Annotated in this window: 8 protein-coding genes, 1 tRNA gene and 1 pseudogene; 5 read left to right on the top strand and 5 right to left on the bottom strand. The window is 73.6% G+C overall.

The window, feature by feature from the left end; genetic code table 11:
- Positions 1-223: 223 nt before the first annotated feature.
- The gene (locus ACFYTE_RS17130) at positions 224-1,408 is read right to left on the bottom strand and encodes an alcohol dehydrogenase catalytic domain-containing protein (RefSeq protein ID WP_388710339.1); all 1,185 of its coding nucleotides are present in this window, start codon (positions 1,406-1,408) and stop codon (positions 224-226) included.
- 247 nt (positions 1,409-1,655) lie between these two features.
- Here ACFYTE_RS17130 and ACFYTE_RS17125 point away from each other — a divergent pair, with 247 nt between their 5' ends.
- Genes ACFYTE_RS17125 through fdh form a run of 4 tightly spaced genes read left to right on the top strand, consistent with a single transcriptional unit; the run spans position 1,656 to position 7,157 of the window.
- Positions 1,656-2,684: a 4Fe-4S dicluster domain-containing protein gene (locus tag ACFYTE_RS17125; RefSeq protein WP_388710337.1), complete on the top strand. Its 1,029-nt coding sequence runs from the start codon at positions 1,656-1,658 to the stop codon at positions 2,682-2,684.
- Positions 2,681-3,700: an NrfD/PsrC family molybdoenzyme membrane anchor subunit gene (nrfD, locus tag ACFYTE_RS17120; RefSeq protein ID WP_388710335.1), complete on the top strand. Its 1,020-nt coding sequence runs from the start codon at positions 2,681-2,683 to the stop codon at positions 3,698-3,700. The genes ACFYTE_RS17125 and nrfD overlap by 4 nt, the downstream gene beginning before the upstream one ends.
- 13 nt (positions 3,701-3,713) lie before the next feature.
- The gene (locus ACFYTE_RS17115; protein ID WP_388710334.1) at positions 3,714-3,890 is read left to right on the top strand and encodes a hypothetical protein; all 177 of its coding nucleotides are present in this window, start codon (positions 3,714-3,716) and stop codon (positions 3,888-3,890) included.
- 3 nt (positions 3,891-3,893) lie between these two features.
- The gene (gene fdh, locus ACFYTE_RS17110) at positions 3,894-7,157 is read left to right on the top strand and encodes a formate dehydrogenase (protein WP_388710332.1); all 3,264 of its coding nucleotides are present in this window, start codon (positions 3,894-3,896) and stop codon (positions 7,155-7,157) included.
- A gap of 21 nt (positions 7,158-7,178) precedes the next feature.
- On the opposite strand, the gene selD is transcribed toward fdh, so the two are convergent.
- Positions 7,179-8,204, bottom strand: coding sequence for a selenide, water dikinase SelD (gene selD, locus ACFYTE_RS17105; RefSeq protein ID WP_388710330.1), 1,026 nt, complete (start codon positions 8,202-8,204; stop codon positions 7,179-7,181).
- Between the two features lie 35 nt (positions 8,205-8,239).
- Here selD and ACFYTE_RS17100 point away from each other — a divergent pair.
- Positions 8,240-8,333 (top strand) — tRNA-Sec (locus tag ACFYTE_RS17100).
- An 82-nt stretch (positions 8,334-8,415) separates the two neighbouring features.
- Here the strand turns inward: ACFYTE_RS17100 and ACFYTE_RS17095 are convergent.
- The 3 genes and pseudogenes from ACFYTE_RS17095 to ACFYTE_RS17085 form a co-directional block, all read right to left on the bottom strand.
- A pseudogene (locus ACFYTE_RS17095) lies at positions 8,416-10,116 on the bottom strand (GTP-binding protein); the annotation flags it as partial.
- Between the two features lie 5 nt (positions 10,117-10,121).
- The gene (gene selA / locus ACFYTE_RS17090; protein WP_388710328.1) at positions 10,122-11,567 is read right to left on the bottom strand and encodes an L-seryl-tRNA(Sec) selenium transferase; all 1,446 of its coding nucleotides are present in this window, start codon (positions 11,565-11,567) and stop codon (positions 10,122-10,124) included.
- A gap of 89 nt (positions 11,568-11,656) precedes the next feature.
- Positions 11,657-12,184: a DUF5709 domain-containing protein gene (locus ACFYTE_RS17085; protein WP_388710327.1), complete on the bottom strand. Its 528-nt coding sequence runs from the start codon at positions 12,182-12,184 to the stop codon at positions 11,657-11,659.
- Between the last annotated feature and the right edge of the window lie 172 nt (positions 12,185-12,356).

The raw sequence follows: 12,356 nt of genomic DNA, 5'->3' as shown, positions 1-12,356 counted from the left end.
CACGGCGCGGCTGACGGTTCCCTCGTGCGGCACACCGTTCACGACAGACCTCCTCGCGGTGTCACACCCCCTGTTCTCCGGCATCCGTTGCCCGGGGGGTGCGCGCCGAGTACCCCGCCCTCGCGAAACACCCGTGCGACAGGGGCCCGGCACCCGATCGGCCGACAGGCGCGCGTGGTGTGTCGTCCCCGCCCCGGCTTACCCCAGCCGGCGGTGCGGGCGGTCAGGGATGCAGCAGGGTCTTGATCATGCCGTCCTCCTTGGCCTGGAACATCGCGTACGCCTTCGGCGCGTCCTCCAGCGGCATGTCGTGCGTCTTGAACGTGTCGACGCCGAGCGGATCCTCGTCCGTGAGCAGCGGCAGGATGTCGTCCACCCACCGCCGGACGTTCGCCTGGCCCATCCGGACCTGGATCTGCTTGTCGAACATCGTCATCAGCGGCATGGGGCTGACCGCTCCGCCGTAGACACCGGACACGGAGATCGTGCCGCCCCTGCGGACGAGGTCGATGGCCGTGTGCAGCGCGCCGAGCCGGTCCACGCCCGCCTTCTCCATGAGCGGCTGGGCCACGCCGTCGGGCAGGTGTCCCACGAACCACTGGGCGGCCTTGGCGAGCGGGGCGCCGTGGGCCTCCATCCCGACGGCGTCGATGACGGCGTCGGTTCCCCGTCCGTCGGTGAGGTCGCGCACCGCCTTGCCCAGGTCCTTGCCGCTGTCCCGGACGTCCAGGCAGGTGACCCCGTGGGCCCGGGCGCGTGCCAGGCGTTCGTCGACCAGGTCGATCCCGATGACCAGCCGGGCTCCGCGGTGCTGGGCGATCCGGGCGGCCATGTCGCCGATCGGCCCGAGCCCGAGCACGGTCACCGTCCCTCCCGGCGGGATGTCGGCGTACTCGACCGCCTGCCAGGCAGTGGGCAGCACGTCGGACAGATACACATACCGGTCGTCGGGCGTGCCGTGGGGCACCTTGACGGGCAGCCGGTTCCCGAACGGCACGCGCAGGAACTCGGCCTGTCCGCCCGGCACCTGTCCGTACAGCTTCGTGTAGCCGAACAGCGCGGCGCCGGTGCCGTACTCGTGGACCTGGGTGGTCTCGCACTGTGAGTGCAGACCCTGGTCGCACATGAAACAGTCACAGCACGAGACGTTGAACGGAACCACCACGCGGTCGCCCGGGGCGAGGGCGTGCACCTCGGGCCCGACGTCCGCCACGATCCCCATCGGTTCGTGGCCGAGGATGTCGCCGGACGCCAGGAACGGCCCGAACAGTTCGTACAGATGCAGATCGGATCCGCAGATGCCGCAGGACGTGACCCTGACGACGATGTCGTCCGGCTTCTCGATCTTCGGATCCGGGACGGTCTCCACCCGTACGTCTCGCAGTCCCTGCCAGGTCAGTGCACGCATGGTCTCGACTCCTCCGCTCACGGCTGTGCTCGGTCGGCCACGGCGGGCCTTCTGCGGTGGTCCGAGTCCCCTGCCCGCGGGTTCCGACACGCACGGGCCGGGTACGCGCTCAGGAGCCGGGAGCCGTGCCTCCGCGCGGTGTGGTTTCGGGCGCGCGTGTCGCGGGCAGCCGTGCCAGGCTCGAAGCAGAGCCACAGCGAGGCGGGACAGGCCGAGGAGCGCGTGCCCTGGTCGAGGAGGGCGAGCCATGACCCACAGCGACGTCGGCGGGACGCGTCGGACGGAGCATGACGCGGTGCACGGCAACCAGTTGTTCGGTCCCCAGCCGAACGTGGCGGCTGCCGCCGGATACCCCGATGCCCCGCCGCGCATGGGCTTCTTCACGGACACCTCCGTGTGCATCGGCTGTAAGGCGTGCGAAGTGGCCTGCAAGGAGTGGAACGCCATTGCGGAGGACGGCCTGGAGCTGACGGGCATGTCCTACGACAACACCCAGGGGCTCGGCGCCGACACCTGGCGCCATGTGGCCTTCATCGAGCAGCGGACACCGGTGCGCCCGGACTCCGGGGACGGGCACGAGCACGTCGATGTCTTCGACGCCGCCCGCGGCCTCGGCGCCCACCCGGAAGCGACGGCACCGGCGGCCGGCACCGCGGACGAGGACGGACCGGCCGGGCAGATCTCGCCGGTGTCCCCCGACGGCCGCACCGAGTTGCGCTGGCTGATGTCCTCGGACGTGTGCAAGCACTGCACCCACGCCGCCTGTCTGGACGTGTGCCCCACCGGGTCGCTGTTCCGCACCGAGTTCGGCACGGTCGTCGTCCAGCAGGACATCTGCAACGGCTGCGGCTACTGCATACCCGCATGCCCCTACGGGGTCATCGACCAGCGCCGGGGCGACGGGCGCGCCTGGAAGTGCACCCTGTGTTACGACCGGCTCGGGACCGGCCTGGAACCGGCCTGCGCGAAGGCGTGCCCGACCGACTCGATCCAGTTCGGCCCGCTGGACGAGCTGCGGGAACGGGCGGCGAACCGGGTGACGCAGCTGCACGCGGCCGGCGCCACCGAGGCCCGGCTGTACGGGGAGAGCCCGGACGACGGGGTGGGCGGGGACGGCGCGTTCTTCCTGCTGCTGGACGAGCCGGAGGTCTACGGCCTGCCGCCCGACCCGGTCGTCACCACCCGGGACCTCCCGGACATGTGGCGGCACGCGGCCGTCGCCGCCGCCTCGCTGGCCGCACTGGCCGTCGCCAGTTTCGTCAGGAGGCCACGATGACCGGATCCAAGGGGCGGCGCCGTGGGAAGCAGGACGCCGAGGCCGGCCGGCCGGACGCCGCCACGGCGCCCACCGGGCGCCGCCGACGCCGCCGTGGACGCGGCGAGCAGGCCATGGTGCCCGAGGCACGCTTCTCCTCGTACTACGGCAGGCCGGTGCTGAAGAAGCCGGTCTGGGCGCCGCTCGACATCGCCGGCTATCTGTACCTCGGCGGGCTCTCCGGTGCCTCGTCGCTGCTGGCCGCAGGCGGGCAGGCCACCGGGCGTCCCGTGCTGGCCAGGTCGGCGAAGCTGGCCGCGGCGTCCGCCATCTCGCTGTCCCTGGTCGCGCTGGTCCACGACCTGGGCCGGCCGACGCGTTTCCTCACCATGCTGCGCGTCTTCAAGCCGACCTCGCCGATGAGCCTCGGGTCCTGGCTGCTGGCCGGATACGTCCCGCTGACCATGACCGCGGCGGCGACCGACGTCGCGGGCCGCTACCGGCTCGTCGGCTCGGCCGCCACGGGGGCCGCGGCGCTGCTCGGCCCGGCGGTCACGACGTACACCGCCGTGCTGATCTCGGACACGGCGGTGCCGTCCTGGCACGAGGGCCATCGCGAGATGCCGTTCGTCTTCGCCGGTTCCGGCGCCACCGCGGCGGCCGGGCTCGCGCTGGCCGCGGCCCCCGTCGCGCAGACGGGCCCCGCGCGCCGGCTGGCGCTGCTCGGGGCGGCCCTGGAACTGGGGGCGTTCGAGGTGATGAAGCGGCGCATGGGGCTGGCGGCCGAGCCCTATGAGCAGGGCGGGCCGCGGGCGCTGATGTGGTCGGCGGAGATCCTCACGGCGGGCGGCGCGGCGCTCGCGGGACTCGCGGGCCTGCGGCGCAGCCGGCCGCTGGCCGCGGTGGCCGGGGCCGCCCTGCTGACCGGCTCGGCCGCCCTGCGCCTCGGCGTGTTCCACGCCGGGGTGGCCTCCGCCGAGGACCCGAAGTACACGGTCGTACCCCAGCGCGAGCGACTGCGGGCCCGCACCGGCTGACGGAGGTCCACGCATGGTCAAAGATCCACGCAGGGTCAGGGGAGACCGGGCACAGGGCGGGTACCCGCCGAGCGAAGATGCCGTCGCCGCCGTACCGCGGGACAATCGATTCCGCAAGACGCGGGAGCGGCCGGAGGACGCCGAGGCCGTACGGGTGGCCGGCCGCGCGGCAGACGGGCGGGAGGTCTGACTCATGGGTGTGCGCACCTGGATCGACTCGTGGCCGGTCTACCGCCAGCTCAGGGGCACCGACCCGCTGGGCCGCGGGGCCGCCGCCAAGAGCGCGGGCAGCGCGCGGCTCACCTCGCGCACCGCGAGCGCGGAGCGGGTGGTGAAGTCGGTGTGCCCGTACTGCGCGGTGGGCTGCGGCCAGAACGTCTACGTCGAGGACGGGCGGGTCACCCAGATCGAGGGCGACCCCGACTCCCCCGTCTCCCGCGGCCGGCTGTGCCCCAAGGGCTCGGCGAGCCTCCAGCTGACCACCGGTGACGCACGCGAGCACTACGTGCTGTACCGGCGTCCCTACGGCACCGCGTGGGAACGGCTCGATCTCGACCGGGCGATGGACATGATCGCCGACCGGGTGATCGAGGCACGGCGGGCGGGCTGGCAGTGGGAGGTCGAGGAGACCCGCACGCGGCGCACGCTCGGTTTCGCGAGCCTGGGCGGCGCCACGCTCGACAACGAAGAGAACTACCTGATCAAGAAGTTGTTCACCGCGCTCGGCGCCATCCAGATCGAGAACCAGGCGCGCATTTGACACTCCTCCACCGTTCCCGGTCTGGGAACCTCGTTCGGACGCGGCGGCGCGACCACCTTCCAGCAGGACCTGCAGAACTCGGACTGCATCGTCATCCAGGGCTCGAACATGGCCGAGTGCCATCCGGTCGGTTTCCAGTGGGTGATGGAGGCCAAGGCCCGGGGTGCGAAGGTGATCCACGTCGACCCGCGCTTCACCCGCACCAGCGCGCTGGCCGACCTGCATGTGCCGCTGCGCGCGGGCACCGACATCGTCTTCCTCGGCGGGATCATCAACTACGTCCTGGAGAACGACAAGTACTTCCGTGACTACGTGGTGGCGTACACCAACGCGCCCACGGTGCTGCGGGAGGACTTCCGGGACACGGAGGACCTGGACGGCGTCTTCTCCGGCCTGGATCCGGACAACCGCCGCTATGACAACAGCAGTTGGCAGTACGAAGGCATGCAGGTGCAGGCGGCATCCGGCGAACGCGACCGCTGGTACGAGGAGCGCACCAGGGGCGGCAGGTCGGTGACCGAGGCCGCGCGCGGCGAGGTCCACGGCTCCGGCGGCGCGGACATCGGCGTGGGCGAGCCGGAGCGGGACGAGACGCTGAGCCACCCGCGCTGCGTGTTCCAGGTGCTCAAGCGGCACTACGCCCGCTACACACCGGAGACGGTGGAGCAGATCTGCGGCGTGCCGCAGGACCTGTTCCGGCAGGTGTGCGACCTGGTCACGGACAACTCGGGCCGGGACCGCACGACGGCCTTCGCCTACGCGGTCGGCTGGACCCAGCACACGGTGGGCGTGCAGTACATCCGCGCGGCCTCCATCCTCCAGCAGCTCCTCGGCAACATCGGCCGGCCCGGCGGCGGCATCCTCGCGCTGCGCGGGCACGCCTCCATCCAGGGGTCGACGGACATCCCCACCCTCTTCGACCTGCTGCCCGGCTACATCCCGATGCCGCACGCACACCTGAACCAGGATCTGGACGCCTTCGTCGAAGCGGACTCGGCACGCAAGGGCTACTGGGGTGACATGCGCTCCTACCTGGTGAGCCTGCTCAAGGCGTACTGGGGCGAGGCCGCGCGGGCCGAGAACGACTTCTGCTTCGACTACCTGCCGCGGCTGACCGGCTCCCACTCCACCTACGAGACGACCATGGCCCAGCTGGAGGGCACCTGCAAGGGCTACTTCCTGTACGGCGAGAACCCGACGGTCGGCAGCGCCAACGCCAAGCTCCAGCGCCTGGGCATGGCCAACCTGGACTGGCTGGTGGTCCGGGACTTCTCGCTGATCGAGTCGGCCACCTGGTGGAAGGACGGCCCGGAGATCGAGACGGGCGAGCTGCGCACCGAGGACATCCGCACCGAGGTGTTCTTCCTGCCGGCCGCCGCGCACACCGAGAAGGACGGCAGCTTCACCAACACCCAGCGCATGCTCCAGTGGCACCACCAGGCCGTCGAGCCGCCCGGTGAGGCCCGCAGCGACCTGTGGTTCACCTTCCACCTGGGACGGCTGATCCGGCGCAGGCTCGCCGGCTCCACCGACCCGATGGACCGTCCGCTGCTGGATCTGACCTGGGACTACCCCACCAAGGGCCGACTCGCCGAACCGGACGCGGAGGCCGTCCTCGCCGAGATCAACGGCCGCGACGCCGACGGCCGGCCGCTGTCCTCCTACCTCCAGCTCAAGGACGACGGCTCCACCCTGTGCGGCTGCTGGATCTACTGCGGGGTGTATGCCGACGAGGTCAACCAGGCGGCCCGTCGCAAGCCGGGCGCGGAGCAGAACTGGGTGGCGGGCGAGTGGGCGTGGGCCTGGCCGGCCAACCGCCGCATCCTGTACAACCGGGCCTCGGCCGACCCGGACGGCAGGCCGTGGAGCGAGCGCAAGGCGCTGGTGTGGTGGGACGCGGAGAAGGCCCGGTGGGTGGGCCACGACGTCCCCGACTTCCCCCAGGGCAGGTCCCCGCACTACCAGGCGCCGCCGGACGCGACCGGCGCCGACGCCCTGTCGGGCACGGACCCGTTCATCATGCAGGCCGACGGCAAGGCATGGCTGTACGCCCCCTCGGGACTCACCGACGGTCCCCTGCCCGTGCACTACGAGCCGCAGGACTCCCCGTTCCGGAACCTGCTGTACGGCCGGCAGCAGCGCAACCCGGTGCGGCACCTGATGCCGCCGCTGCCCGACAACCGCTACCAGCCGAGCGCCGACGAACCGGGCGCACAGGTGTTCCCGTACGTCGCCACCACCTACCGGCTCACCGAACACCACACGGCGGGCGGCATGTCCCGCTGGCTGCCCTATCTGGCGGAGCTGCAACCGGAGTTCTTCTGCGAGGTCTCGCCGCAACTCGCCGCGGAGCGCGGTCTTGCCCACACCGGCTGGGCGACGATCGTCAGCGCCCGCAACGTCATCGAGGCCCGTGTGCTGGTCACCGACCGGGTGCCGCCGCTGACCGTACAGGGACGGACCCTGCATCAGATCGGGCTGCCCTACCACTGGGGTCCGAACGGCTACAGCACGGGCGACGCCGCCAACGAACTGCTGCATCTGTCCCTCGACCCCAACACCCACATCCAGGAGGCCAAGGCGATCGCCGTCGACATCCGGCCCGGCCGGCGCCCCCGGGGCCCGGCGGCCGTCGAGCTGGTGCGCGCCTACCGGGCTCGGGCCGGCATCGACGACCGTACCGGCACGCAGATGTGAGGGGGTCGCGCTGCCTCGTGGTCACCGGAGCACGAGGGAGTGCGGTCCGCACGGCACGAGTTCCCCGATCACCGGCGCCCCGGGCACCTCGCCGGCGACCAGAAGCCCGCCGGAGGTCTGGGCGTCGGCCAGCAGGACCCGTGTGTCGTCGTCGGTCGTGCCGAAGTCGGTGACGGGTGTCACCCACTGGAGGTTGCGCCGGGTGCCGCCGCTGACGTACCCGTCCCGTACGGCCTGCCGTGCGCCGTCGAGGTACGGCACGGCGGCCGTGTCGATCACCGCGGTCACCCGCGAGGCCCGGGCCAGCTTGTGCAGATGGCCCAGCAGCCCGAAACCGGTGACATCGGTGGCGCAGACCGCCCCGGCCGCCAGGGCCGCGGCCGACGCGTCCCGGTTGAGGGCCACCATCGTGGCGACGGCCTGCTCGAACCGTTCGCCGGTGGCCTTGTGGCGGTTGTTGAGCACGCCGAGGCCGAGGGGTTTCGTCAGCGACAGCGGCATGCCGGGCCGGCCGGTGTCGTTGCGCAGCAGCCGTGCCGGGTCGGCCAGTCCGGTGACGGCCATGCCGTACTTGGGTTCGGGATCGTCGACGCTGTGACCGCCGCCCACATGGCAGCCGGCCTCGGTGGCGACCTGCAGCCCGCCGCGCAGCACCTCACGGGCCAGCTCGAACGGCAGCACGTCGCGGGGCCAGGCCAGGAGGTTGACGGCGACGACGGGCCGGCCGCCCATCGCGTACACGTCGGACAGGGCATTGGCCGCGGCGATGCGTCCCCAGTCGTAGGGGTCGTCGACGACCGGCGTGAAGAAGTCCGCGGTGGACACCACGGCCTGTGCGGGGCCGCTCTGCGCGGGCAGCGCGACGACGGCGGCGTCGTCGCCGGTGGCGAGGCCGACCAGGAGGGGCGTGTCGACGGCCGAGGCCGGCAGCGGTGCCGAGAGGGCGCCGAGGACGTCCTCCAGCTCACCGGGCGGGATCTTGCAGGCGCAGCCGCCGCCGTGGGCGTACTGCGTGAGTCGTACGGACACTTGGCGGGTCGTGGTCATCGCGGTCTCCTGCGCGCGTAGCCTGAGGGGTCGGTGGAGGCGTGTGGGTGCCTGGTGGCCCTCCCGGTCTTCAAAACCGAGGTGCCCGAGGATCTCGGGCAGGCGGGTTCGATTCCCGTCCGCCTCCGCTTGCGGTGCCGGTACGGCAGCGCCGCCGCCGGTCGTCGATACGCTCCGTGTACCCCTGCGCGTCCAGGTGCTCAAGCAGCGGCACGGCCACCCGTCGTGTGGTGCCGAGGGCCTGCCGGGCCTCGCTCAGCGTGAACGGCTGGGGCAGCCGGGCGAGCACGGCGGCGGCCCGCGCGTCCGCGCCGGGCAGCAGCACGATCCCGTCGGCGACCCGCAGCAGCGCGCCCGCGGCGACCGCGGCGGCCACCGTCTTGCGGGTCAGGCCCAGTTCGGCGAGGCGGTCGGCCTCGGGCGCGCTGAACGGTGCCGTCGCAAGCTCCCGCACCACGGCGTCGACGGCCGCGCGGACGGCGGGCGGCAGGGTCGGCCTGAGGCTTTCGGAGCGGTACAGCCTGCCCTGCCGGCGGGTGAGCGGCCGGCCGCCGGGCGCGTCGGCCAGGGCGTCCACCAGTGACCGGTCGGGCAGTGCGAGCAGATGCCGGGCCGCCTGCGTGGGCAGGCCCGGTTCCAGGGGGTGCTGTCCCGCATACCGGTCCACCGCGGCGGCCAGGCGTTCGCGCAGTCCGGCCCAGTGCGCCGGGTCGGCGAGCCAGTCCCCGGCGACCGGCGGGAGGGGGGCCGGCACACCCATGGCGAGCAGTTCCGGACGGCGGATCAGCCCGCGGCGGCGCAACTCGGCCGGCCCGTCCGGGACACCGGTCATGGTGGCCAGTTGCTCCGCACGGGCCCGGCCCGCGCCCCGCCGGGCCAGCGGCGGCGGGCGGACGTCGAGCACGGTCACCGCGCACGGTGGGCGGCGGCCTCCCGGTTCGCGCAGCACCGCACGGTCGCCGACGCGCAGCGGCAGGTCACGGTCCAGGGTCAGCCGTGCGGTGTCGGGGCCGAGCGGGCGGACGGCGACCGGGACGGCGGCGGTGCCGATGTGCAGGGTGATCCTCCTCGGCAGGTCGTCGACCGGTTCACCGACGACCCGTACGTCGGCGAGGTGTGTGAGCAGCCAGCGCTCCGGTGTCAGCAGCACCTGACCGCGGCGCAGCGCCCCGGCCGCCAGGCCGTGCACGTTGACCGCGACCCGGGCCACCCCGCTGACGGCGGAGCGTTCCTCGTTCAGCGTCTGCAGGCCGCGCACGCGGAGCGTGGCGCTCCCTTCGCCCGTCGCCACCCGGTCACCCACCCGCAGGGTGCCGGCCCCGAGCGTGCCGGTCACCACCGTGCCGTGTCCGCGCACCGTGAAGGCCCGGTCCAGCCACAGCCGTACGTCCGCGTCGGCGGGCGGGACCGGGAGGGCCGCGGCCGACCGGGCCAGTGCCGCGCGCAGTTCGTCAAGACCGGCGCCGGTCACCGAGCTGACCGCGACGGACGGTACGGCGCCCAGCGAGGTGGCCGCCATGCGCTCCAGCGCGGCGTCCCGGGCCGGGCCGGGGTCGGCCAGGTCGCTGCGGGTCACGGCGAGAACCGCGTGCCGCACACCGAGCGCGTCGAGGATCGCCAGATGCTCCTCGGACTGGGCCTGCCAGCCCTGGTCGGCGGCCACCACGAACAGCACCGCGGGCACCGGCCCGGCCCCGGCGAGCATGGTCGCAACGAACTTCTCGTGACCGGGCACGTCCACGAAGGCGACCTGTTCGCCGTCCGGGCCGAGCCGTGTCCACACGAACCCGAGGTCGAGGGTCAGTCCTCTGCGCCGCTCCTCCTCGAAGCGGTCGGGTTCCATGCCGGTCAGCGCCCGGACCAGGGCGGACTTGCCGTGGTCGACGTGGCCGGCGGTGGCGAGGACACGCATGCCGGCTACCCTTGCGCGGCCGACCGGACCGCTGCGGCCAGCCGGTCGTCGTCCTCGGGCGGCACCGCGCGCAGATCCAGCAGACAGCGCCCCGCCTCCAGCCGCCCGACGACCGCGGTGGGCCCGGTGCGCAGCGCGGCGGCGTACGGCTCCGGCAGGGACAGCGCGGCGCTGGGCAGGGTCACCCCGGGCGCGCCGCCGCCGCCGACCGTCGCCGCGCTCGGCACGGACCGGACGTCGATGCCGTATCCGCCGAGGGCGCGGGCGAGCCGGTCGGCGCGGGCGCGGAGGGCGGCCGGGTCGGCGGTCAGCGCCTCGGCGGTCGGGGTCGGCGGTCCGGTGAGCGTGGCCTGAAGGGCGGCCAGCGTCAGCTTGTCCACGCGCAGGGCGCGGGCCAGCGGGTGCCGGGACAGCGTGCGGACGAGGCCCGCCTCGCCGAGGACGAGCCCGCACTGGGGTCCGCCGAGCAGTTTGTCCCCGCTGGCGGTCACCAGCGAGGCGCCGGCCCGCAGTTGCGTCTCGGCGTCCGGCTCGTCGGGCAGCACCGGGTGGGGTACCAGCAGCCCGGATCCGATGTCGACGACCACCGGGACGCCCAGCGCGGCCAGTTCCCCTACGCCGGCGCCGCTCGTGAAGCCGGTGATGCGGAAGTTGGAGGGGTGCACCTTCAGCACGAACCCGGTGCCGGGTCCGATCGCCGCGGCGTAGTCGGCGGCGGTCGTGCGGTTGGTGGTGCCGACCTCGTGCAGCCGGGCCCCGGTGGACTGCAGGAGGTCCGGGAGCCGGAAACCGTCCCCGATCTCCACCATCTCGCCGCGGCTGATGACGATCTCCTTGCCGGCGGCGAGCGCGGTCGCGGCCAGGACCAGGGCGGCGGCGCCGTTGTTGACGATGTGCGCCGCCGCGGCGGACGGCACCCGCTCGCGCAGGGCCCGCAGCGCCGTGCGCCCGCGCCGGGCCCGTACGCCGGTGGCCAGGTCGAGTTCCACGTCGGTGGGGCCCGATGCCTCCGCCACGGCCCGGCGTGCCGCCGCCGACAGGCTCGCCCGGCCGAGGTTGGTGTGCAGCAGGACCCCGGTGGCGTTGATCACCGTGTGCAGTCCGCCCGCCGTCCGCGGCAGGAGCGCGACGGCCGTGTCAGCGATCCGTTCCGGCGGGATGCGCCCGGTGCGCGCACGCTCCTGTGCCTCGTGGACCGCGGCCTTGACGACGGACGCACCCAGCCGACGGGCCGCCTCGGTCAGCCGCGGCTCCCGCAGCAGGGCGTCGGTACGGGGGATCCTGCGCCGTACGTCCTCCTGCGGACGGCCGGGCGCCCCTTCGGGAGCGGGCGTCGCGGCCCGTCCCTTCCCGGCTTCCTCCGATGCGACCTGCGGCTCCACCCGGTCCTGCCTCTCCGCCCGCCTCCGACCGTCCGCGATGACCTGCGCGATGTCCTGCGCGATGTCCATCGTCTCCCAGTGCCCCGGGCCGGGCGCTCGACACGCCGCGGCGGACCGCTTGCGTCGACGCCGGTGTGTGCCACCGCCACCGGCGCGGATCAGGCGGGCGGCGGCCCGTTCCCGTCCTCGTCGGATGCCGGCGACGCCTGTGCGGGCTCGTCCACGACATGCACGGCGGCCTCCTCGGCGGATGCCGCGCCGCCGGCGACACCGGTTTCCTCCGCCACGGTGTCGTCCGTCGTCCCGGCCCCCCGGGACGCTTCGCCGACCGCCGCCAACCGCCCGGCGCGCCGGTCACCGACCTCCGCGTCGACGCGCTCTCCGCTCCCGCCCGGAAGGTCCCCGATCCCGTCGCCCGGCGGCGGCTCCACATCGGGTCGCTCGGCCCGCAGGCGCTCGTCCAAGGAGTCCCGCTCGCGCTGCTCCGCGGCGGTGGTACCGCGGCTCTGTGCCGCGAGCGGCTTCTCGGGCGGGGAGTATCCCTCGTCGATCGCGGGGTTGACACCGCGCTCGTCCAGGGTGTCCTCGGGGTCCAGTACCCCGGCGTCGTCCTGGACCTCGGACCGGTCCGGCTGGTACACCTCGTCGCCCATGTGCTGCTCGTACTCGCCCTGTTCGTCGGACATGAATGCTCCTCGCGCAGTCGGACCGGGTCCGGCGCGCCTCCGCGGCTCGCGCACCGGGCGGTGCCGCGGCCGGCGGCGTCGCCCCCGGAACTCCTCGCACCCGGGTTTCCGGTTGCCGAACCCGTGAAACCCGTCAGCACGAGCCCCCGGACCGCGGTCCGGCTTCGTCCAC

The organism is Streptomyces sp. NPDC004629, assembly GCF_042873595.1.
Classification (GTDB): Bacteria; Actinomycetota; Actinomycetes; order Streptomycetales; family Streptomycetaceae; genus Streptomyces.
This window is presented reverse-complemented; position numbering and strand designations above follow the sequence as displayed.

Bases quoted from the DNA above. Each gene is read 5' to 3' on its own strand.
- ACFYTE_RS17085 (WP_388710327.1), bottom strand. From the start codon at position 12,184: ATGTCCGACGAACAGGGCGAGTACGAGCAGCACATGGGCGACGAGGTG.
- ACFYTE_RS17115 (WP_388710334.1), top strand. From the start codon at position 3,714: ATGGTCAAAGATCCACGCAGGGTCAGGGGAGACCGGGCACAGGGCGGG.
- ACFYTE_RS17125 (WP_388710337.1), top strand. From the start codon at position 1,656: ATGACCCACAGCGACGTCGGCGGGACGCGTCGGACGGAGCATGACGCG.
- ACFYTE_RS17130 (WP_388710339.1), bottom strand. From the start codon at position 1,408: ATGCGTGCACTGACCTGGCAGGGACTGCGAGACGTACGGGTGGAGACC.
- nrfD (WP_388710335.1), top strand. From the start codon at position 2,681: ATGACCGGATCCAAGGGGCGGCGCCGTGGGAAGCAGGACGCCGAGGCC.
- selA (WP_388710328.1), bottom strand. From the start codon at position 11,567: ATGGACATCGCGCAGGACATCGCGCAGGTCATCGCGGACGGTCGGAGG.
- selD (WP_388710330.1), bottom strand. From the start codon at position 8,204: ATGACCACGACCCGCCAAGTGTCCGTACGACTCACGCAGTACGCCCAC.